A 20,871-nucleotide genomic window follows, 5' to 3' on the forward strand; every position below is an offset into this window, starting at 1 on the left:
CCCGAAGAGCTCGAAGGAGAAACCCATGACCGAGGCCCAGTTCCCGGCCCACCTGCAGTACACGGCGGAGCACGAGTGGATCGACGGCTCGGCCCCGGCCGTCGTCGGCATCACGGCGACGGCCGCCGAGGCGCTCGGCGACATCGTCTACCTGGAGCTGCCGGAGGTGGGATCCGAGGTGACCGCGGGCAGCGTCATCGGCGAGGTGGAGTCCACCAAGTCCGTGTCGGAGCTCTTCTCGCCCGTCACGGGCACCGTCGTCGAGGTGAACCAGGCCGCGATCGACGACCCGGCGGTCGTCAACTCCGACCCGTACACCGGCGGCTGGCTGTTCAAGGTCGACGTCGTGGAGACGGGCGACCTGCTGACCCCGGACCAGTACGCGGCGCACGTCGGGAGCTGACCCGATCCACCAGAGTGTGACGTAGATCACACCACCGAACCGGCGTCAGACGGCGCGTGGAGCCCCTCCACGGCGCTGTCCGGCGCCGGTTCCGTCTGTCCGGAAAAGCCCTCTGACCTGCGAAGACCTGCCCACGCGAGACTCGCCCGACCGGCTTCTGACGTTCGGTCAGATCTCGGGGTGAAAACTCGCGTCATGAACGGGACGTTGGTCCATCTCTTCTTGTAGCAACACACCGGAACTCGCCACGTGGGGATGACGTGACCGGAGAGCATCTGGAGGAGAACATGAGCACCATCGAGCTGGTCCGCCCCATGGCGGCCCCGTCGGAGCTGATCGCCACGCCGATCGCCCCGCTGACCCGCCGCGAGCGGGTCGTCCTGTCGAACCTGTCTGAGGACGTCACGCTCGAGCAGATCGCCACCAAGCTCTTCGTCACGCGCAACACGGTCAAGTCCCAGGTCCGCAGCCTCTACCGCAAGCTCGGGGTCTCGACCCGTGCCGAGGCCGTGGCCTGGGCGCGCGCGGCCGGCCTGCGCTGACACCGACGGCCCGGCGGCCCCGCCGGGCCGTCGGCGTGACCGCGTCACCCGCACGACACACCGTCGTGCGACACTCCGCGTATGACTCTGCGCAGACTGGTGGTGGCCGCGGCGATCGTCGACGATCTCGTCGCTCCGCGGCTCCTGCTCAGCGCGCGCCGGTCCCGACCGCTCCATCTCGCAGGTCGCTGGGAGTTCCCCGGGGGCAAGGTCGACCCCGGGGAGACCCCGACCGAGGCGCTGCACCGCGAGCTGCGTGAGGAGCTGGGCGTCGAGGTCGAGCTCGGCGACGAGCTCGTGGGTCCCGACCACGGGACGTGGATCATCACGGACCGCCACGTCATGCGCCTGTGGTTCGCCCGGATCACCGCCGGGGACCCGCAGCCGCTCGTGGAGCACGACGCGCTGACCTGGCTCGAGGCCGGGGGCTGGCTGACCGTGCCGTGGCTCGACGCCGACGTCCGGATCGTCGAGGAGCTCGCGCGCCAGGTGGCGGCCGAGGCGGTCTGACAGCGGTCTGACCGGTACCCCGTGCCGGCGTCGTGAGGTGTCGTCAGGCGCCGTCGACGACGGGGAGAGCGGCGAGCCAGCGCTCGACCTCGCGCCGCGACCGCAGCCGGACGACGAGCACGTCCGGGGCGTCCCGCGCGACCTCTTCCGGCAGGTCGCGGTACTTGTGGCGCGTCGTCCAGGCCCAGCGGACGATGTTCTCCTCGGGTGCCTGGTACCAGGTGCGCCACAGGGGTGGCTCGACGTTCCCGTTCCACAGCACCTCGCGTCGGACCGACCGGCGCAGCGTCCGCGCGACGACCTGCCGCATCGTGACGCGCGTGGGCAGGTCGAGCCAGACGACGACCTCCGCCCGCGCGAGGAGGAGCGGCCGAGCGGCCGCGTACTGCCACTCCGTGACGAACGCGTCCTGCGCGGCGAGCGCGCGCACGTCGTCGAGGAACGCGGGCCGTGGCGTCCACGCGGGCCCGTGGTGGAGCGCGTCGAGCTCGGTGAACGGGATCCCGAGCCGCTCGCCGAGCCGGCCCGCGAGCGTCGTCTTCCCGGCGCCGGACACCCCGGCCACCGCGATCCGCCGCGGCACCTGCCCGAGGCGCGCGACGACGTCGTCGTCCGGTCCGAGGATCACCGGGGGACCCTACCGGCCCGCCCACCGCGTGAGTGCATGAAATAGTCGCGGCCGAATCGATCCGACCGCGACTATTTCATGCACTCAGCGGGGTGGGGTCAGCCGACCGGCTGGACCCAGGGAGACGGGGCCGGGGGAGCGACGACCGGCGGGCGGTCGTTGCAGCTCGGCGCGCTGGGCACGAACCGGCCGAGCCAGTTCACGGTGCCCGGCTCCCACGGGCTGAGCGACGTGCCGTCGTTGCCGCCGAGGTCGGTGAGCGTGAACTCGGTGCCGCCGTCCGGGAAGTTGAAGGCGCCGCAGTTGTTGACGCCCGCCCAGCCGACGTTGCGTGCGTCGACGTTCTCGAACGACGCCCCGCCGCGCACGCGCGCGCTCACGACCGACGTCCCGGTGCCGTCGACCCGCACGTCCTGGAAGGCGACGCCCTCGATCGCGACCTGGTCCTTCACGCCCCAGTCGGAGACCAGCATGATCGCGTTGTACGTGCTGTCGAGGTAGTGGTCGCCGGTGACGCGGACGTCGGCGTCGATGTCGCGGTCGAGCGCGTAGAACCAGATCGCGCCGAGACCGATGTTCCAGTTGAGCTCGTACGTGCCCGCCCGGACCGCCGTGTTGTCGGTGAGGTGGAGGTAGCCCGCGAACGGCTCCGCCCCGAACCGCGACCCGACGTGCAGCCCGCTGCCCTCGCGCACGGGGTCGGCGACGAGGTTCGCGCGGACGGTGTTGTCCGTGCCGCCGTAGATCGCGATGCCGTTGGCGAGGGTGTTGGACTGGATCGTGTTGTTCTCGAACACGTTGCCGGTGTTCGCCAGCTTCTCGGACCACATGGCGAGGCCGTCGTCGCCGGTGTTCCGGACGAAGACGTTCCGCACGACCGAGTTCGTCACGCCCCCGTGGAAGTTCAGCGCGTCGGCGATCTGGTCGACGATCACGGTGTTCTCCACGCGCAGGTTGTCCATCGGCCCGTCGAACCACAGGCCGACCTTGGTGTGCTGGAGGTGCAGGCCGGAGATCGACGAGTTGCTGAGCGCGCCGCCGATGCCGTTGACCTGGTCGGTGTCGACGCGCTCGCGCACGTCCCCGACGATCGCGAAGTCGCGCAGGTGCACGTTCGAGCTGCCGCCCTCGTCGGCGTACCGCCCGTAGAACCCGACCCCGGTGTGCACGGACCCGTCGGGGGCGGGCGTGTCGAGCGCGACCTCCTTGCCCCGGAAGACGGTGTACCAGCTCCCGGCGCCCTGGATCGTCACGCCGTCGACGAGGACGTGCCGGTTCACCTGGTAGACGCCCGGCGGGACGTACACCTCGAGCCGGTGCTTCTTGGCGAACGCGATCGCCTTGTCGAGCGCGTCGGCGGAGTCGCGCCGGCCGGTGGGGTCGGCCCCGAAGAGCACCGCGTTCGCGGCGAGCAGGCGCACCTTCGGCGGCGCGACCTTCTCGGAGTCGAGGAGGTCGATCACGGTCCACTCGGCGGCTCCGCGCGCCGGGACCGTGAGGCGGACGACGTCGCCCTTCTTGTACGTCTGGCCGAGCAGCAGCCGTTGCTCGTCGTAGAACTTCATGGGGCGGAACGGCTTCTCGAACGTCGGCGTCGGCGTCGTCTCCGCGGGGACGCACGCGCACTCGGTGACCCACCAGCCGGGCTGGAGGAGGCCCGCCGCCGGGTCGTTGGTGAACGGGTACTGGTTGTACAGGTAGGAGTACGCCGACGTGAGCGTTATGCGCCGGTCCAGGCCGACCTTCTTGCCCTGGCGCAGGACCGATACGTCGAGCGGCGACGTGATCCCGCCGCCCGTGGGGGAGTCGGGGATCGAGTACCGGACCGTGATCGCGTTCGCGTCCGCGGGGAGCGTGAACTCCACGTTCTGCCCCGCCGCGAGACGGACGGCCGAGCGACCCGACGCCTCGGCCTCGATCGTGTAGGCGTCACGGCCGGGCCCGATCACGGTCCCCGTCGTCACGGCGTTCTCCGCCTCCTGCTCGAGGAACGGGACGGCGGCGCCGCGGCCCTCGACGAGCGCGGGGTCGACGGCTGCCCGTGTCACCACGGCCGGGGCCGGCGGCTGGGGCTTGCCGTGCGCGAGGGCCGTCGACGCGGTGCCCGCCACGAGCGTGAGGGCGACGGCCGCGGCGGCCGCGACCCGGGCGCGTCGCCGCGCCCCGAGGTGGTTCGTGCTGCGAATCATCGTTGACCCGTCTTCTCTCGGGAGGCGGTCCGCCTCCGTGCTCACCGGAGGGCGTGCTGACCCTCCGGCCCGCTGCGCGGTCGCACCTCCGCGCAGGGTCGTTCGTGCCGAACACTAGAACGCCGTCGATGCGAGCGCAAGGCTCTGTAATGATATTGCGATCGTTAGTTGAGTTCTTGCGTGCTGGGACCCGGTCGTCGCTCAGGCGGCGCGCGCCACGCCCATCGGCGCGCGGGTGCATCTACCCTGGGTAGACGAACGGTGCTGCCGCGGTAGAAAGGTGCCCATGAGCCTCAACATCAAGAACGAGCGCACGCACGCGCTGGTGCGCCGGCTCGCGGAGACGACGGGCCAGTCGCAGACGAGCGCGATCGAGGAGGCGGTCCAGCACCGTCTCGACGAGGTGCTCGAGTCCCGGTCGAGGGGCGACGAGGCCGTCGCCGCCCGACGCGCCGAGATCGCCCGGCTCCTCGACGAGATCCGCGTCGACCTCGACGTCGAGAGCGTGCGTGCCGCCGAGGCGTCGCTCTACGACGAGAGCGGTCTCCCTCGGTGATCGTGGACACCTCGGCGATCGTCGCGGTCGTCCTGGGCGAGCCGGGTGCCGACACGCTCTCCGAGATCCTGCTCGCGGCCAGCCGTCCGCGCATGGCCGCACCGTCCCTCGTCGAGCTCTACGCAGTCCTGGACAACCGGTCGTCCCCGGCGCAACGCCGCCGGCTCGACGCCCTCCTCGAGCTGTACGGGATCGAGGTCGAGCCGTTCACGGCCGAGCACGCCGAGATCGCCCGCGAGGCGTACCGCGAGTTCGGGCGGGGGAGCGGCCACCCCGCGCGGCTGAACCTCGGCGACTGCTTCGCGTACGCGCTGGCCGCCGCGACGCGCGACCGGCTCCTCTTCGTGGGCGACGACTTCTCGCGCACCGACCTGCGCCCCGCGCACGAGGCCGCACCGCCGGCCTGAGCCGGGCTCGCGCGCCGCATTCGACCTCGGTCGACGCGCGGACCGGCACCGCGCCCGATACGTTCGCCGCGTGAGCCGCCTCGGAGCCAGGATGCGTGCGTCCGCCGCCGCCGCGGGGGAGAGGATCCCGCCGTGGCTCTCCGTCACGCTCGGCGTCGTGTGCACGGTCGTCGGCGCGGTCCTCGTCCTGCGCCCCTTCGCGTCGCTCGCGCTGCTGGTGGTCGCGGTCGTCGTCGGAGCCGTCGTCCTCGGCGTCACGGAGCTCGTCGGCGGCCGGTCGCCCGACCGGGGCGACGGCCGCGGCGCGCCGCGCGCCCCGCGCTGGCCGCACGTCGCGCGCGGCCTGGTGTTCCTGGCGCTCGCGGTCGCGGTCGTCGTGTGGCCTGCGCCGTCGATCGTCGTCGTCGCGGTCCTCGTCGGCGTCGGGCTCGTCGTCGCGGGCGTCCTCGACGGGGTCGAGGGGGTGCGGTCGTCCGGTGCCGACCGCTGGACGCGCCTCGCGCTCGGCGTGGCCTCGGTGGTGCTGGGCGTGCTGGCCCTCGTGTGGCCGGACGTCACGGTGCTCGTCGTCGCGGTGGTCTTCGGCGTCCGCGTCGTGATCCTCGGTGTCCGACTTGTCGTTGCCGGGGTCCGGCGTGCCCGCGCGCGGTCGGGGTCGGCGCGCGCCCTGTCCGTCGGCGCGGGCGGTGCGCCCGCAGCACCCGACCCGTCCGGGCCTCGACGCCACGGCCGGGTCGCGCTCGTCGGCGCGGTCCTCGCGGTCGTCGCGGCCGGGGCGCTCGCGGTCGTGAGCGTCGGGCTGCATCGTGCGGCGCCGCAGGTCGACGCGTTCTACGACCCGCCCGCGTCGGTCCCGGGCGAGCCCGGCCGGCTCCTGCGCGCCGAGCTGTTCACCCGCGAGATCCCCGACGGCGCGACGGCGTGGCGCATCCTCTACACGACCACCCGCGACGAGGGCGAGCCCGCGGTGGCGAGCGGGATCGTCGTCTTGCCGGACGCCCTCCGGGACGACGCTGCTCCGCCCGTGATCGCGTGGGCCCACGGCACGACGGGCTCCGCGCGCGGCTGCGCGCCGTCGGTCCTCGCCGAGCCGTTCGAGTCCGGCGCGTTCTTCCTGCTCGACGACGTCCTCGCGCACGGCTGGGCGCTCGTCGCCACGGACTACGTGGGCCTGGGGACCGACGGCCCGCACCCGTACCTCGTCGGCCAGGGCGAGGCGCGGTCCGTCCTCGACGCCGTGCGAGCCGCGCGCGAGCTGGACGGGGCGACGCTCGGCGAGCAGACCGTCGTCTGGGGTCACTCGCAGGGCGGCCACGCCGCCCTGTGGACCGGGGCCGTCGCCCCGGAGTACGCGCCCGACGTCCCCCTCGCGGGCGTCGCCGCGCTCGCGAGGGGGAGCGACCTCACCGGCCTCGTGTCCCACCTGGAGAACGTCGCGGGCGGCAGCATCTTCGCGTCGTTCGTCGTCGAGGCGTACGACGCGATCTACCCGGACAGCGACGCGGCGGGGTACGTCCGGCCCGGTGCGCGGTTCGTCGTGCGGGAGATGGCGTCGCGCTGCCTGTCGGAGCCCGGTGCGCTCGTCTCGGTCGCCGAGGCCCTGTCGATGGACCAGCCGCTGTGGACGACCGACCCGACGACCGGCCCGCTGGGCGAGCGCCTGGCCGAGAACGTGCCGACGGGTCCGGTCGCCGCGCCGCTGCTCGTCGCGCAGGGGGCCTCCGACACGCTGATCCTCCCCACGGCGCAGGAGGCGTACGTCGGCGCGCGGTGCGCCGCCGGGCAGCCGGTCGACTACCGCACGTACCAGGAGCGGGACCACGTCGGGCTCGTGCAGGCCGACTCCCCGCTCGCCCCGGACCTCGTGCGGTGGACCGAGGCGCGCCTGGCGGGCGAGGCGCCGACCCCCACGTGCGCCGCCGGGTGACCCGCCCTCAGGGGGCGACCAGGCCGCCGTCGGGCGCGCGGACCCCTGCGGCCCACGCGTCGTGGCCCGCGAGGTCAGCCGGGTAGCGCGCCGCGGCGCGCTCGTCGAGGTCGACGCCGAAGCCCGGCGCGTCGTGCGGGCGCAGCCAGCCGTCGACGATCCGCAGCGTGCCGGGGAAGACCTCGTGCACGGCGTCGGAGTACACGTGTCCCTCCTGGATGCCGAACGCGGTCGAGGTGACGTCGAGCGCGACGTTGGCCGCGGCTCCCACCGGTGACGTGTCGCCCGGGGCGTGCCAGGCCGTGCGCACCCCGACCAGCTCGGCCGCCGTCGCGAGCGACCGGCCCGCGCTGAGCCCGCCGATCGCGCTGATGTGGCACCGGATCAGGTCGACGCCGCCACCGAGGACGAGCCGCGCGGCGTCGGTGAACGACGTCGCGAGCTCCCCCACCGCGAGGGGCACCGGCGAGGCGGCGCGCACCTCGGGCAGGCGGTCCCAGTGCTCGGGCGCGAGGACGTCCTCGAGGAAGAACGGACGGTACGGCTCGAGCGCCCGGGCCAGCATCACGGCCTGCTTGGGCGTGAGGCGCGAGTGGACGTCGTGCAGCAGCTCGACCTGCTCGCCCAGCGCCTCGCGCGCGGCGGCGAAGAGCCGCGGCGTGCGGCGCAGGTACTCCTCGACGCTCCAGCCGCGGGGGTTGGGCGCGGCGGGGTACCCCGGCTCGGGGTCCTGGGCCGTGCCGTAGTGGCCGATGCCCGGCTGGCCGGTCTGGATCCGCACGTGCCGCCACCCGGCCTCGACGATGCGGGCGGCGTCGTCGATCGTCTCCTCGACGGTCCGTCCGCTCGCGTGGAGGTAGGTGTCGGCGGCATCGCGCACCTTGCCGCCGAGCAGCTCGTGCACCGGCATGCCCGCGCGCTTGCCGGCGATATCCCACAGCGCCATGTCGAGGCCGGAGATCGCGTTGTTCCCCACGGGCCCCTCGCGCCAGTAGGGCGCCAGTCGCGCGAGGCGCACGAGGTCGCCGATGTCGCCGGGGTAGCGGCCGACGACGATCCGCTCGAGGTGCTGCTCGACATACGCGGCCACGGCGTGCCACCGCTGCGTGTACGTCGCGCACCCGAGCCCGTAGAGGCCGGGCACGTTCGTGTCGACGCGCACGACGACGAGCGGGATGCCGTCCGGCGCGGTGACGATCGCGCGCACGCCGGTGATGCGCGTGCCGTCGCGCGCGGGCCACGGGTTCGCGAACGCCGGGTCCACGGGGTCGACGGTGGGCAGCGGGGCGGGCGGGACGTCGGTCACGGGGTCTCCGGGGTGGGTCGGGCGTCGGGGCGGTGGATCGAGTGCCGTGGGCGGAAGCCGAGCAGCTCGCGCGCGCGGCGCGTGTCGACGAGGCCGTCGTGCGGTCCGATGGCGCGGGTGAGGGGGATCTCGGGCGCGTACCGGGCGAGGAGCTCCGGGGTCGGGGCGTCCAGGAGCGTGTCGTCGGCGGCGAGCCCGACGACGTGCGCGCCCGTGAAGCGCGCCGTCAGCCCGGCCTCGATCGCCCCGGCCGCGTCGCGCAGGTCCAGGTAGGCCCAGCCCTCGCGCGCCATGACGCGCGGGTCGCGCGCGACGGCGACCGCGGTCTCCCGGAGGCCGGCGGCGTCGCGCACGTGCGGGAAGCGCAGCGCGACGACGTCGAGACCCCAGCGCCGCCACGCGGCCCGGGCCGCGGCCTCGTCCGCCTGCTTCGAGAGCGAGTAGGCGTCGGCGACGTCGGCGGGCACGTCCTCGTCGAGCGGGTAGTAGGCGGGACGGACGTCGTGCGGGTTCATGGGCACGCCGAACGCGTTGATGCTGCTCGCGATCACCGCGCGCCGCACGCCCCGCTCGCCCGCGAGCGAGAGCACGGCCCAGGTCGCGGTCGTGTTGGTCGCGTACACCTCGAGCGGGGTGCCCAGGTTCGGGTGCGGGATCGCCGCGAGGTGCACGACGGCGTCCGCGTCCTCGAGCCCGCGGCTCACGTCCTCGGGGGAGCGTGCGTCGCCGACAACGAGCCGGTCGGCGGGGGACGGGTGCTCGAACGCGGTGGACAGCGCCGTGACGTCGTACCCCCGGTCCAGGAGGTGGCGCACCGTCGCGCGGCCGATGCCGCCGTCGGCGCCGGTGACGAGGACGCGCGTCATGCCCCCACCCTATGCCCCGGTCAGACGTGCTCGTCGCGTTCTTGCGGGTCTTCTGTCGAGGTCTTGCTCTCCGAGACGGTCGCGGTCGCTCGCGCGCGCAGCATGCTCGCGACGTCCGCGAGCGTGCTGCCCACCGCGCGCGGCGCACGCTCGGGGCGGAGGTAGCGGGAGTCGTCGTCCTGGTCGTCGGCCTCGCGGGGCGGCGCGCCGGCGCCGGTCGAGGCTCGCGGTGCGTCGGCCGGGACCGGCGCGGGCGTCGCCGTCGCGCCCGGCACCACGCGGCCGCCGCCCGCACGCCACGCGAGCGTCGCGTCGACGAGGCGTCGGTACACGCCCGCGTCGAGCGGGTCGCGGAGCCACGCGTCCGCCGCCTCGGCGACGTGCCGCGCGAGCCGCGCGTCCTGGTTCGTCACGTCGCCTCCTGCGGTGTGGTCGTCGGCCTGCGCACCCACCCATCCTCCCGCGCCCGGTGCCGACCTGCTTGCGAGCGTCCGCGCGCCGCGCGACGGTGGCGAGCGGAGGTGGTCGCCGTGGCCGAGGTGTTCCCCCGGATCGCCCAGGTCGTGCTCGACACGACCGACGCTCGTGCGCTCGCGGAGTTCTACCGCGCGCTGTTCGGGCTCGAGTACCGCGCGGGCGACGAGCCGCCACCGGCGGGCGACCAGGACCTGGCGGGTGCGGACTGGCTCGTGCTGCGTGCCGCGCCGGGCGGGGTCCAGCTCGCGTTCCAGCAGGTCGGCACGCTCCCGCCGTCGACGTGGCCGGACGACGGCGTGCCGCAGCAGCTCCACCTCGACTGCACCGTGCCGGACGTCGCGGAGCTCGACCGGCAGCACGAGCGTGCCCTCGCGCTCGGTGCGCGCCTGCTCCACGACCGGTCGGACGACCCGGAGGAGCCGCTGCGCGTCTACGCCGACCCGGCAGGCCACCCCTTCTGCGTCTTCGTCGGCTGACGGCGCCCCTCTTGGGGCGTGACCCGGGACTTCCGTGGCGTCGTGCGACCACGGGCCCGAGTTCGCCCCCGGCGACCGGCCGCGCGATCATGCGTGCATGACCGCGACCCCGCTCACGACCGCCGAGCTCACCGACGTCTACACCGACCTCCACCGGCACCCCGAGCTCGCGTTCGCCGAGCACCGCACCGCCGGCATCGTCGCGGAGCGGCTGCGCGGGTGGGGCTACGAGGTCCACGAGGGTCTGGGCGGGACGGGCGTCGCGGGCGCCCTCGCGAACGGCGCCGGCCCGCGCGTCCTGCTCCGCGCGGACATGGACGGCCTTCCCGTCACCGAGCGCACCGGACTGCCGTACGCGTCCACGGACACCGCGACCACTCCCGACGGGCACGAGTCCGGGACGATGCACGCGTGCGGGCACGACGTGCACGTCACGTGCCTGCTCGGCGCCGCCGCGGAGCTCGCCGCCCATCGCGACACCTGGAGCGGCACCCTCGTCGTCGTGTTCCAGCCCGCCGAGGAGGTGGGCGGGGGAGCGCGCGCGATGGTCGCCGACGGACTGTTCGACCGCACCGGCGGGCGGCCCGACGTGGTCCTGGGCCAGCACGTCATGCCGCTCCCGGTCGGCGTCGTCAACCTCACGGCCGGGCCCGCGATGGCCGCCACCGACTCGTTCCGCGTCACCCTGCACGGCAAGGGCGGGCACGGGTCGAGCCCGGAGTCGACGGTCGACCCCGTCATCATGGCGGCCGCGACCGTCATGCGGCTCCAGGGGGTCGTGTCCCGGGAGGTGGGGGCGGGGGAGTCCGCCGTCGTCACCGTCGGGGCTCTGCGCGCGGGCACCCAGGCGAACATCATCCCCGGCTCCGCCGAGCTCCTGGTCAACGTGCGGTCGTTCACGCCGGACGTCCGCCGCCGCGTGCTCGCCGCGATCCACCGCATCGTCGACGCCGAGGCCGCGGCCTCCGGCGCGCCCGCGGCGCCCGAGTTCGAGGAGGTCTCGACGTTCGACCTCATGGTGAACGACCCCGTCGCCGCCGAGCGGACGCGGGTCGTCCTCGCGCGCACGCTCGACGGGCAGCGCGAGCGCATCGAGGCCGCCGGCGGCCGGCCCGCCGTCGTCGCGCTGCCCCCGCTGCCGGGCTCCGAGGACGTCGGCGACCTCGCCACCGCGGCGGACGTCCCGCTCGTCTACTGGAACCTCGGCGGGTTCGACCCGGCGCTCTTCGCCGCGTTCGACCTCGCGACCGCGACGGGCATGGGCAACCTGCCCGACGGCGTCGCGCCGAACCACTCCCCGTTCTTCGCCCCCGTCCCCGAGCCGACGCTCGACCTGGGGGTCGCGCTGCTCGCCGCCGCGGCGCGCGAGTGGCTGGCGGGCGACGACCGCGACGTCCGCGCGTGAGCGCGGTCGGGCCGGTCCCGGACGGTGCGCCCGAGCAGGGATCCTGGGTGCCCGACGGCGACCGCCCCTTGATCCTGCCCCTCGCCCAGCGGCGGCCGTTCCTCCTCGTCGTCGGGCTCGCGCTGATCGCCGCGGCGGTCCTCGTCGTGCGCCAGGTCGTGCTCTACCCGGAGTCGGTGCAGGTTCCGGTCCCGGTCGCGGTCGTGCTCCTCACGCTCGTCATCGCCTTCCTCGGGGGGCTCGGCGGCGCCACCGTGCTGGCCTACGTCCGGGCACCCCGGCACTCCGTGACGATCGGCCCCGAGGGTCTGGTGCTCGGCGCCGGAACGCTGCGGCTCGACTGGGCCGACCTGGACGCCGTGGCAGTCCACGTCACCGCCGTCCGGCCCGCGAGCACGCACCTCATGCCGAAGGGCCCGGCGAGCTCCGTCACCGTCTCGCTCCTGTGGCGCCCGCGCGACGGCTCTGACGCCGCCGACGACCCGTCGCCCCTCGCACGCCTCGTGCTGCCCGAGCCGTTCACGCACGAGCGCCTGCTGTCGACCGTCCCGTTCACGGCCGACCTCGACGTGCCCGTCGCACGCGACCTCGACGCCGCCCTGCGCCACTTCGCCGGCCCGGCCTACCGGCCCCCGGCGCTGCCGAGGTAGACCCGTGGTCGCGCGAGGTAGAACCGTGGTTGCGCGGAGCGACTACTGGGTCGCGACGAACACCTCGTCGGCGAACAGTCCTGGCGTCACGCGGATCAGACCGGCGTCGCCCGCGGGGACGGCGATGACGACGTTGCCGGTCGTCGTGCCACCGTTGTACAGCTCGTCGAGACCGAGCTCAGGCTCCGGCGGGACGGCGAACGAGTCGTACGAGGCGAGGACCTCGCCCGTGCTGGTGACGTAGTCGATGGTGACCTCCAGCGCGAACCCCGACTCCTCGCCGGTGTACGTGATGGTCGCGTTGACCAGGGCGTAGGTGGATCCCTCCGGCGGCGCCTCGTTGAACTGGTTGGCGGCCATCACGGCGTCGGTCGCGTCGAGCTGGACCGAGTTGATCGTGACGTCGAAGTCGTCGCCGCTCACGACCGTGCCCAGCGGGACCGGGTTCTCGCGGCTCCCGGCGTCGTCGGCGGCCTCCTCCTGCTCGGGTTCGGGCGCCTCGGCGGACTCGGTGCTCTCGCCGTCCGCGGCCGGCTCCTCGGAGTCGGGAGGGGAGACCGTGACGTCGGAGTCGCCGAACGCCTCGTCGACGGAGTCGCTCACGACCGTGAGGAACACGACGAACCCCACGACCGTCCCGACGACGGAGAGCACGAGCGCCGTGATGACCGGCCACTTCTTCCCCCGCAGGAAGAAGCCGACGATCGCGAGGACGAACGCGATGGGAAGCAGCACCCACCCGACGATGAGCGCGCCGGGGATGCACGCGAACACGAAGCCGACCACGGCGACGGCGAGGGCGACCCAGCCCAGCGGGTGCGGTTTCGTCGCGGGGGGCTCCACCGCCACCTGTGGGGGAGCGGAAAAGGGCGCCGTCCCGCCGGTGCCTCCGGGCGCCGTCGCACCACCGGTCCCGCCCGGCGGCGAACCGGCTGCGGAGGCGGTCTGCTCGGTCCAGGCCGAGCCGTCCCAGTATCGGTTCGTGCCGGTGCCCGTCCCGTCGTCGTACCACCCCGGCGCCGGGGTCCCCCCAGGTGTGCTCATCCTTCGATGATCGGCACCTCGTCAGGTTCCGTCGCGTCGAGGCGCACTATTCACCCCTTCGGGGCCGGGCGGGCCCGGCGGACCACGGTTCTCCCTCGGCGGGTTGCGGGTCAGGCGGACTTCTCGCGCGGGGTACGGCTGCGCGCCGTGGAGGTGCGCGGCACGATCGTGGGGTTCACGTTGTCCAGCACGACCTCACGCGTGATCACGACCCGCTCCACGTCATCCCGCGACGGCACGTCGAACATCACCTGCTGCAACACCTCCTCCATGATCGCCCGCAACCCCCGCGCCCCCGTCCCACGCAACAACGCCTGCTCCGCGACCGCCTCCACCGCACCGGAGGTGAACTCCAGCTCCACCCCGTCGATCGCGAACATCCGCTGATACTGCTTCACCAACGCATTCCTCGGCTGCGTCAAGATCCGCACCAACGCCTCAGAGTCCAACGCCGACACCGACGCGATCACCGGCAACCGCCCGATGAACTCCGGGATCAACCCGAACCGGTGCAGATCCTCCGGACGCACCTGCGCGAACAGATCCTCCCCCGCACCCGTCTCGATCGGCGCACCAAAACCCACACCCCGCTTGCGCGCCCGCGCCGCCACGATGTCGTCCAACCCCGCAAAAGCCCCCGCCACGATGAACAACACGTTCGACGTGTCCACCTGGATGAACTCCTGATGCGGATGCTTCCGACCACCCTGCGGCGGCACCGACGCGCTCGTGCCCTCGATGATCTTCAACAACGCCTGCTGCACACCCTCACCCGACACGTCACGCGTGATCGACGGGTTCTCCGCCTTGCGAGCCACCTTGTCGATCTCGTCGATATAGATGATCCCCGTCTCAGCCTTCTTCACGTCGAAGTCCGCCGCCTGCACCAGCTTCAACAGGATGTTCTCCACGTCCTCACCGACATACCCCGCCTCGGTGAGCGCCGTCGCGTCCGCGATCGCGAACGGCACGTTCAACATCCGCGCCAACGTCTGCGCCAGATACGTCTTACCCGTCCCCGTCGGACCGATCAGAAGAATGTTCGACTTCGCCAGCTCCACGTAGTCCGGGTCGTCGGTCGCGGGGGCGTCACCGGCCTCCTCGGCGGCAGCGGCGGCGCGGACGCGCTTGTAGTGGTTGTGCACCGCGACGGCCAGGGCCCGCTTGGCGCCGTCCTGCCCCACCACGTAGCGGCTGAGGTGCGCGAAGATCTCGTGCGGCGTCGGGAGGGGCCCGTCACCGGTCACGACGTCCTGCGACGCGCTCTCGGCCTCGCGGTCCTCCTCGACCATCTCGAGGCACAGCGCCACGCACTCGTCGCAGATGAAGACGCCCGCGGGCCCGGCGATGAGCCTCTTCACCTGGCGCTGGGACTTGCCGCAGAACGAGCACGTGAGGGCGTCCGCCGCGCGCGGACCGCGCTGCCCGCGCGTGTCGTCGGTGCCGTCGGTGCGTGCCACCGGGTGCCTCCAGTCCAGTCGGTTGCGGCCGATCGTAGCTGCCGCCCACGACACGCCGGGCCGCTCTCCCGGCTCCGGGCGTGCCGGGGTTCAGCCGCGCGGGGTGCCCGCGGACGGGCGAGGACCGTGCACGGCCTCGGCCAGGAGCTGGAGCCGGCTGGCGGTCCGGAAGGCGTCGGGCCGGTCCGGCATCGTCGTGCGGAAGGCGTCGAGGGCGTGGTGCGACGTGACGAGGAGCTCGACGTCGGCGTCCACGAGCACGTCCACGACCGCGATGAACCGCTGCTGCGCCTCGCGGTCCACGTCGGTGAGGAGCGGGACGTCGGTCACGACCCAGCGGCGGAAGCGCGCGGCCCAGTCGAGGTACTCGAGGGTCGACGTCGGACGGCCCGCCAGGTCGTCGAACGTCACCCACAGCTCGGAGCCGCCATCGCGGTTCTCGCCGTCGACCCGTGCGGCGGTCACCTCGAACGACCGCGTCCCGGTGCGGACGACCGCCCGGGACCCCCGGGCGGGGGCGACGAGCCCGCGAGCGGCGAGCTGCGCCGTCGTGCCGGGGCGGAGCCACGCGCCCGCGGCGAACCCTCCGCGTCCGCGACCCCCCAACGTCCGGTAGTCGGTCGGGCCGGCGAGCTCGACCACGTCGAGGTGCGCCCGCAGCAGCGCGATCCCGGGCTCGGCGACGTGGTGCCACAGCGGGTTCGGCAGCAGCGTGCCCGGCTCGTCGTTCGACGTCGCGAGCACGACGACGCCCGACGCGAACGCCCGGCGCAGGAGCCGGGTGAGCAGGGTCGCGTCGCCGGTGTCGTGCAGGTGGAGCTCGTCGAGGTAGAGCAGCCTCGTCCCGCGCAGGAGGTCGTCGATCGCGGCGTCGACGGCGCCGGGGAGTGGCTCCGGTGACTCCTCCGGCGGCCCGGGCGGTCCCGGCTCCGCGACCGGCGCGGTCGGCCGGGTGCGCCACCCGCGCGTCGGGCCACCCTGCCCGACGGCGGAGCGCGGCCCGGCGAGGGCGCTCACCCGCCGGGCGTGGATCGCCGCGTGCAGCGCGCGGAACAGGTCGTACACGTGGACCCGCCTGGTCGCGCCGGCGGGGAGCCCGGCCGCCATGGCGGCGAAGAACGCCCCCGCGAGCCACGACTTCCCGCGCCCCGCGGGCCCCCACACGTACAGCCCGCGGACGGGGCGCCGTCGGGTCCCGGCGAGCTCGTCGCCGAGCCGGGCGAGCCGGTCGAGGAGCGCGGACTGGTCCGCGTCGAGCGCGAACCCCTCACGCGCGGCCGCCGCCTCGACCGCGCGTCGGACGCGGTCGAGGCGGCGGTTGGTCACCGGGTCAGCCTAGGCGCGGCGCCCGCGCAGGGTCTTGACCCAGACGTCGATGACGTCCCAGGCCGCGATGACGACGGTCGCCGCGATGATCCCGTTCGAGAGCCACGCGAGCGAGTCGCCGCCCGTGACCTCGAGGAACGCCGGGTTCACGAGGCGGTCGGTGCTCGCGAGCCAGACGACGGCACCGGCGAAGAGCACCCCGGTGACCGTGTTGACGGCGGCGAGACCGACGGTCCACCGGCCGCGGGCGTACACGAGGATCGTGAGCACGATCTCGGCCGCGACGAGCGCGACGAGCACGCCGGTCCAGACGGGCCACAGGTCGGGGTGCAGCACGGGGACCGCGGTGCCGTCAGGCCCCCGGTAGGTCGCGACGTTCTGGAGCAGCAGCACGGCGGCGACCAGCACGAGCAGGCCGACCGACACGACGGTGTCGACGAGCGTGACCTCGCGCGGCGCGCGCTCCGTCGGGAGACGGTCGACGGTCCACGGTCCGGTGAGCTCGTCCTGGCTCCGCGGGGTGCCGTAGCGCTCCAGCAGGACGAAGACGAGGGTCGTCCAGAACGTGATCTGGAGGGCGACCGAGGCGGTCGTCCAGATGCCGCTCCAGATGGCCGACCCGACGGGGCCGCCGTCGACGAGGTCCGTCGTGAGCACGATCGCCCCGGGGATGAGGCTGACCCAGAGCAGCACCTTGAGGAGGCGTAGCCAGTCGAGGTAGAGCGTGGGCCCGATGAGGTACAGCGGGCGACCGGCGAGGTCGGCCGCCAGGCGGTCGGGATCGCCGAGGTCGTTGAGGACGTCGGTCTCGGCGCGGGCCGGGTCGGTGCCGGCCTCGACCTTGGCCTCGACGGCGTCGGCCACCGACGCGCGGAGCTCCTGCTCGAGGTCGGCGTGCTGGTCCGCGGGGACGCGGCGCAGCGTGGCGGCGACGTAGCGGTCGGTGAGCGTCATGGCGTGCCTTCCTGGGAGTCGATGGTCCGGAGGCTCCGCGCGATCGCGAGCCACTCGTCGAGCAGGTCGCGGGCGAAGCGCTCGCCCGCGGGGGAGGTCCGGTAGAACTTGCGCGGCCGCGCCTCGTCGGTGTTCCACTCGCTCACGAGCAGGCCCTGCTTCTCGAGCCGGCGCAGGAGCGGGTAGAGCGTGTTGGCGTCGACGGGGACGCCCGCCGCGGCGAGCGCCTCGAGGAGCCCGTAGCCGTAGCCGGGCGTGCGCAGCAGCAGGAGGCTCGCGACGACGACGGAGCCGCGACGCACCTCCTGGCTGTGCCCGGCGAAGATCTCGGGATCGGTCATGTGTCACACCATAGTGTGTGGCACACAGTATGCGCAAGAGACACATCATCGTGTCGGCCGTAGAGCGCTAGACTGGAACGGTTCCAGAGAAGAGTGCGTACCTGCCGCGGGAGGCCGAGTGACCGACCTGATCGACACCACCGAGATGTACCTGAAGTCGATCTACGAGCTGCAGGAGGAGGGGATCCCTCCGTTGCGCGCGCGGATCGCCGAGCGCCTCGGGCACTCGGGGCCGACCGTCTCCCAGACCGTCGCGCGCATGGAGCGCGACGGCCTCGTCGTCGTCGGCGGCGACCGCCAGCTCGAGCTCACGCCGCTCGGGCAGCAGACGGCGGTGCGCGTCATGCGCAAGCACCGCCTCGCCGAGCGGCTGCTCACCGACGTCATCAAGCTCGACTGGGAGCAGGTGCACACCGAGGCCTGCCGCTGGGAGCACGTGATGAGCGACCTCGTCGAGCAGCGCCTCGTCGCGCTCCTCGACCACCCCGCGCACGACCCGTACGGCAACCCGATCCCGGGCCTGCGCGAGCTGGGCGAGGACCTGCCCGAGGTCGAGTACCTCGACGGCGTCGTCTCCCTCCCGGTGCACCTCGCAGCGCGCGGCGCGACCGACGGGGACGAGGTGCGCGTCCTCCTCCAGCGCATCGCCGAGCCGGTCCAGGTCGACGTGGAGCTCCTCGCGCGCTTCGCCGAGGCGGGCGTCTTCCCGCGCCAGACCCTCGTCGTCGCGGTGAACGACGGCGTCGTCACCGTGTCGGGCGACGGCGCCGAGACCGTGCTCGACCTGCCCGACGACGTCGCGCGGCACCTCTTCGTGACCGCGGACTGAGGTTGGTGCGGTTCCGGCGAGCCGCCGAGAACGAGGTCGGTCCCGTCATCCGGTGGATGACGGGACCGACCTCGTCGTGGTGGGGGAGCTGGCTCGTGCTCGCCCCGGGGTGTCGTCCTGCGGGGCTCGTCAGGCGGGGACGATGAGCCCGGCGGTCTGGGTCTTGGCGCGCTGGAGGCGGGCCTCGGCGTCGGACCAGTTGACGAGGTTCCACCAGGCGGTGACGTAGTCGGCGCGCACGTTCTGGTAGTCGAGGTAGTAGGCGTGCTCCCAGACGTCGAGCAGGACGATCGGGGTCAGGCCGAGGGTGAGGTTGCCCTGCTGGTCGTAGAGCTGGACGGTGACGAGCTTGGAGCCGATGGAGTCCCAGGCGAGGATGGCCCAGCCCGAGCCCTGGACGCCGGCGGCGACTGCGGCGAACTGCTTCTTGAAGGCGTCGAAGGAGCCGAAGTGCTCGTCGATCGCGGCGCCGATCTCGCCGGTGGGCTCGCCGCCGCCCTCGGGGGAGAGGTTGGTCCAGAACGCGGAGTGGTTGACGTGGCCGCCGAGGTTGAACGCGAGGTTCTTCTCGTGCAGGTTGATCGCGGCGAAGTCGCCGGTCTCGCGGGCCTCGGCGAGCTTCTCCAGGGCGGTGTTCGCGCCGGTGACGTAGGCCTGGTGGTGCTTGGAGTGGTGCAGCTCCATGATCCGCCCGGAGATGTGCGGCTCGAGCGCACCGTAGTCGTAGGACAGCTCGGGGAGAGTGTAGACAGGCATGGTTCCTCAGGTTCCTTCCGTCGGTATGCAGCCACGCTAGGACCTCGACCACGGTTGAGGTCAAGGTGGGCGCACTGTGATCTTGCAGGTCGGACGGACCGTCCCGCTCGCCGAGCGGTCCGCCGCAGGCGGCGGGACGATGTCCCGATGGGGACCGTCACGGACTATCTGGCCGGCGTCGACGAGCCGGACCGCGCGACGCTCGCGCGCGTCGTCGAGGTCGCGCGCGACGTCGTGCCCGACGCCACGGAGGGCACGAGCTACGGCATGCCCGCGCTGGTCTACCGCGGCAAGGCGCTGCTCAGCGCCATGGCGTCGGCGAAGCACCTCGCGGTCTACCCGTTCAGCCCGGCCGCCGTGACCGCCGTCGAGTCGCGGCTCGACGGCTTCTCGCACGCCAAGGGGACCGTCCGGTTCTCGAGCGACGACCCGCTGCCCGACGACGTCGTCCGCGACCTCGTCGCGGCTCGCGTCGCGGAGATCGACGCGCAGCTCGACCGCTGAGGGCGCCGAGCGGGCGGAGCCCCCGCCACCCGTGCCGTACGGCAGGCCGCGAATCCCCTGGGCCGCGCGGGCGCCGTCGGGCACGATGGACGGATGCCCGACGACGCCCGCCCCGGCCTGCGCGTGACGACCACCCTGGTCGTCCCCGAGGCAGAGCTGTCGTGGCGGTTCTCGCGCTCGTCCGGGCCGGGCGGGCAGGGCGTCAACACGACCGACTCGCGCGTCGAGCTCTCGTGGGACGTCGCACGGTCGGTGGTGCTCACGGAGTCCCAGCGCGCACGCGTGCTGGACCGGCTGGGCCGGCGGGTCGTGGACGGCGTCGTCACGGTCACGGCGTCCGAGCACCGCGAGCAGCGGCGCAACCGGGACGCCGCGCGGACCCGGCTCGCCGCCCTGCTCGCCGACGCCGTCGCCCCGCCGGGGCCGCCGCGCCGCGCGACCCGGCCCACACGCGGGTCGGTCGAGCGCCGGATCGGCGCCAAGAAGCGGCGCACCGAGGTCAAGCGCCTGCGCCGCCCGCCGCAGGACTGACCGAGGCTGCCTCCGCTCGCCGAGCACGACCCCGCGCGCGGTCGAGCACGAGGTTGACGTCGTTCTCGGCGCCAGAACGACAGCGACGTCGTGTTCGGCGGGGGCCGGGTGGTCAGCGGCGGCGGGCTAGGTGCGGGTAGTCCAGCACCAGGCCGTCGGTGTCGACCGTGAGGTCTGCCGTGAAGTCGCGCGTGGCGCTCGTGTACGTGACGACGCCCTGACCGGTCATGGGGTCGAGCGGCTCGCGCGCGGCGTAGACCTGATCGCTGCGCAGGACCGCGAGGGACGGCAGGTCGACCCACGCCATGACCAGGCGCGTCTCGCCCGACGGCGGGCGGTCGCCGAGCAGCCCGAGGCGCAGGATCGGCATCGTGTTGGTGACCGGGCACAGCGCGACGTCGCAGTCGAGCGCGCCGTCGAGCGACGCCGGGTCGGCGATCCCCGGCGCGGCGAGGCCCGACGGCGGCGTCCCCGACTCGCGCACGTCGGCGCGCCACGCGCCGTCGGGCGACCGGACGAGGTCGAGGTGGCGCGACCACCCGAGCCCGCGCACGGAGACGTCGAGGTGCTCGGTCACCCAGCCGGGACCGGTGCGCAGCGCCCACGCGGTCGCGTACGACGTCGCGCGCGACGTGCCCAGCGCCGCGAGCCGGTCGTCGCGCACGGCGACGGTCGCGGCCTCCAGGCGGTCCGGGTCGTCGTCCCACCCGGTCCACGCGACGTGCCTCGTCGATGCGCTCACGCGCGCCAGTCTCGGGCGAAAAGGCGGTGCCCGCGCGGCGAG

24 protein-coding genes and 1 pseudogene are annotated in these 20,871 nt (G+C 73.7%); 12 read left to right on the top strand and 13 right to left on the bottom strand.

All coding sequences use genetic code 11. The annotated features are described in order from the left end of the window. Positions 1-25 precede the first annotated feature (25 nt). From gcvH to ACN9MS_RS00455, 3 genes are all read left to right on the top strand, one after another. The gene (gene gcvH, locus ACN9MS_RS00445) at positions 26-403 is read left to right on the top strand and encodes a glycine cleavage system protein GcvH (RefSeq protein ID WP_426310225.1); all 378 of its coding nucleotides are present in this window, start codon (positions 26-28) and stop codon (positions 401-403) included. 287 nt (positions 404-690) lie between these two features. After that, the gene (locus ACN9MS_RS00450) at positions 691-945 is read left to right on the top strand and encodes a helix-turn-helix domain-containing protein (protein WP_082140876.1); all 255 of its coding nucleotides are present in this window, start codon (positions 691-693) and stop codon (positions 943-945) included. Between the two features lie 81 nt (positions 946-1,026). After that, complete coding sequence (locus tag ACN9MS_RS00455; protein WP_426310226.1) at positions 1,027-1,455, top strand: (deoxy)nucleoside triphosphate pyrophosphohydrolase; 429 nt, start codon at positions 1,027-1,029, stop codon at positions 1,453-1,455. A 43-nt stretch (positions 1,456-1,498) separates the two neighbouring features. On the opposite strand, the gene ACN9MS_RS00460 is transcribed toward ACN9MS_RS00455, so the two are convergent. Beyond that, a complete protein-coding gene (locus ACN9MS_RS00460; protein WP_426310227.1) occupies positions 1,499-2,083 on the bottom strand; it encodes an AAA family ATPase in 585 nt (194 codons plus the stop codon). Between the two features lie 98 nt (positions 2,084-2,181). Beyond that, positions 2,182-4,272, bottom strand: coding sequence for a glycosyl hydrolase family 28-related protein (locus ACN9MS_RS00465; protein WP_426310228.1), 2,091 nt, complete (start codon positions 4,270-4,272; stop codon positions 2,182-2,184). 286 nt (positions 4,273-4,558) lie between these two features. On the opposite strand from ACN9MS_RS00465, the gene ACN9MS_RS00470 reads away from it, so the two are divergent. The 3 genes from ACN9MS_RS00470 to ACN9MS_RS00480 all read left to right on the top strand — a co-directional run bounded on the left by ACN9MS_RS00470 (position 4,559) and on the right by ACN9MS_RS00480 (position 7,162). Continuing rightward, positions 4,559-4,828 (top strand): type II toxin-antitoxin system VapB family antitoxin, encoded by a 270-nt coding sequence (locus tag ACN9MS_RS00470; protein WP_378215585.1) that lies wholly within the window; start codon positions 4,559-4,561, stop codon positions 4,826-4,828. Beyond that, a complete protein-coding gene (locus tag ACN9MS_RS00475) occupies positions 4,825-5,235 on the top strand; it encodes a type II toxin-antitoxin system VapC family toxin (protein ID WP_426310229.1) in 411 nt (136 codons plus the stop codon). Before ACN9MS_RS00470 ends, ACN9MS_RS00475 begins: the two co-directional genes overlap by 4 nt. 70 nt (positions 5,236-5,305) lie before the next feature. Then, entirely contained in the window at positions 5,306-7,162 is a 1,857-nt protein-coding gene (locus ACN9MS_RS00480; RefSeq protein ID WP_426310230.1) for a lipase family protein, read from the top strand. Positions 7,163-7,169: 7 nt separating this feature from the next. On the opposite strand, the gene ACN9MS_RS00485 is transcribed toward ACN9MS_RS00480, so the two are convergent. From ACN9MS_RS00485 to ACN9MS_RS00495, 3 genes are read right to left on the bottom strand one after another with little or no spacing between them, the layout of a single operon-like run. Further along, positions 7,170-8,468 (bottom strand): enolase C-terminal domain-like protein, encoded by a 1,299-nt coding sequence (locus ACN9MS_RS00485; protein ID WP_426310231.1) that lies wholly within the window; start codon positions 8,466-8,468, stop codon positions 7,170-7,172. After that, positions 8,465-9,334, bottom strand: coding sequence for an NAD-dependent epimerase/dehydratase family protein (locus ACN9MS_RS00490; protein ID WP_426310232.1), 870 nt, complete (start codon positions 9,332-9,334; stop codon positions 8,465-8,467). The genes ACN9MS_RS00485 and ACN9MS_RS00490 overlap by 4 nt, the downstream gene beginning before the upstream one ends. 20 nt (positions 9,335-9,354) lie before the next feature. Next, the gene (locus ACN9MS_RS00495) at positions 9,355-9,747 is read right to left on the bottom strand and encodes a hypothetical protein (protein ID WP_426310233.1); all 393 of its coding nucleotides are present in this window, start codon (positions 9,745-9,747) and stop codon (positions 9,355-9,357) included. A gap of 117 nt (positions 9,748-9,864) precedes the next feature. Here ACN9MS_RS00495 and ACN9MS_RS00500 point away from each other — a divergent pair, with 117 nt between their 5' ends. The 3 genes from ACN9MS_RS00500 (at position 9,865) to ACN9MS_RS00510 (ending at position 12,342) form a co-directional block, all read left to right on the top strand. Then, positions 9,865-10,287, top strand: a complete 423-nt coding sequence (locus ACN9MS_RS00500) for a VOC family protein (protein ID WP_426310234.1) — start codon at positions 9,865-9,867, stop codon at positions 10,285-10,287. Positions 10,288-10,384: 97 nt separating this feature from the next. Next, positions 10,385-11,692 (top strand): amidohydrolase, encoded by a 1,308-nt coding sequence (locus ACN9MS_RS00505; protein ID WP_426310235.1) that lies wholly within the window; start codon positions 10,385-10,387, stop codon positions 11,690-11,692. Continuing rightward, complete coding sequence (locus ACN9MS_RS00510; protein WP_426310236.1) at positions 11,689-12,342, top strand: hypothetical protein; 654 nt, start codon at positions 11,689-11,691, stop codon at positions 12,340-12,342. The genes ACN9MS_RS00505 and ACN9MS_RS00510 overlap by 4 nt, the downstream gene beginning before the upstream one ends. Positions 12,343-12,384: 42 nt before the next feature. Here ACN9MS_RS00510 and ACN9MS_RS00515 read toward each other — a convergent pair whose 3' ends face one another. The 6 genes and pseudogenes from ACN9MS_RS00515 to ACN9MS_RS00540 form a co-directional block, all read right to left on the bottom strand. After that, positions 12,385-13,191, bottom strand: a complete 807-nt coding sequence (locus tag ACN9MS_RS00515; protein WP_426311789.1) for a hypothetical protein — start codon at positions 13,189-13,191, stop codon at positions 12,385-12,387. Positions 13,192-13,305: 114 nt separating this feature from the next. After that, positions 13,306-13,386: pseudogene (locus tag ACN9MS_RS00520) on the bottom strand (hypothetical protein); the annotation flags it as partial. Between the two features lie 110 nt (positions 13,387-13,496). Next, the gene (gene clpX, locus ACN9MS_RS00525; RefSeq protein WP_426310237.1) at positions 13,497-14,846 is read right to left on the bottom strand and encodes an ATP-dependent Clp protease ATP-binding subunit ClpX; all 1,350 of its coding nucleotides are present in this window, start codon (positions 14,844-14,846) and stop codon (positions 13,497-13,499) included. Positions 14,847-14,936: 90 nt separating this feature from the next. Continuing rightward, positions 14,937-16,172, bottom strand: a complete 1,236-nt coding sequence (gene zapE, locus ACN9MS_RS00530) for a cell division protein ZapE (RefSeq protein ID WP_426310238.1) — start codon at positions 16,170-16,172, stop codon at positions 14,937-14,939. A 9-nt stretch (positions 16,173-16,181) separates the two neighbouring features. Beyond that, positions 16,182-17,126, bottom strand: a complete 945-nt coding sequence (locus tag ACN9MS_RS00535; protein ID WP_426310239.1) for a permease prefix domain 1-containing protein — start codon at positions 17,124-17,126, stop codon at positions 16,182-16,184. Continuing rightward, a complete protein-coding gene (locus ACN9MS_RS00540) occupies positions 17,123-17,467 on the bottom strand; it encodes a PadR family transcriptional regulator (protein WP_426310240.1) in 345 nt (114 codons plus the stop codon). The genes ACN9MS_RS00535 and ACN9MS_RS00540 overlap by 4 nt, the downstream gene beginning before the upstream one ends. A 118-nt stretch (positions 17,468-17,585) precedes the next feature. On the opposite strand from ACN9MS_RS00540, the gene ACN9MS_RS00545 reads away from it, so the two are divergent. Further along, the gene (locus tag ACN9MS_RS00545) at positions 17,586-18,296 is read left to right on the top strand and encodes an iron dependent repressor, metal binding and dimerization domain protein (RefSeq protein ID WP_426310241.1); all 711 of its coding nucleotides are present in this window, start codon (positions 17,586-17,588) and stop codon (positions 18,294-18,296) included. Between the two features lie 129 nt (positions 18,297-18,425). On the opposite strand, the gene ACN9MS_RS00550 is transcribed toward ACN9MS_RS00545, so the two are convergent. Further along, positions 18,426-19,052, bottom strand: coding sequence for a superoxide dismutase (locus tag ACN9MS_RS00550; protein ID WP_053369073.1), 627 nt, complete (start codon positions 19,050-19,052; stop codon positions 18,426-18,428). A gap of 147 nt (positions 19,053-19,199) precedes the next feature. Here ACN9MS_RS00550 and ACN9MS_RS00555 point away from each other — a divergent pair, with 147 nt between their 5' ends. Further along, a complete protein-coding gene (locus ACN9MS_RS00555) occupies positions 19,200-19,556 on the top strand; it encodes an iron chaperone (protein WP_426310242.1) in 357 nt (118 codons plus the stop codon). Positions 19,557-19,649: 93 nt separating this feature from the next. Further along, positions 19,650-20,087: an alternative ribosome rescue aminoacyl-tRNA hydrolase ArfB gene (gene arfB, locus ACN9MS_RS00560; RefSeq protein WP_426310243.1), complete on the top strand. Its 438-nt coding sequence runs from the start codon at positions 19,650-19,652 to the stop codon at positions 20,085-20,087. A gap of 112 nt (positions 20,088-20,199) precedes the next feature. On the opposite strand, the gene ACN9MS_RS00565 is transcribed toward arfB, so the two are convergent. After that, positions 20,200-20,829, bottom strand: a complete 630-nt coding sequence (locus ACN9MS_RS00565; RefSeq protein WP_426310244.1) for a putative glycolipid-binding domain-containing protein — start codon at positions 20,827-20,829, stop codon at positions 20,200-20,202. Positions 20,830-20,871: the final 42 nt, after the last annotated feature.

The sequence above is a fragment of the Cellulosimicrobium sp. E-16 genome (assembly GCF_049913115.1).
Taxonomy (GTDB): Bacteria; Actinomycetota; Actinomycetes; order Actinomycetales; family Cellulomonadaceae; genus Cellulosimicrobium.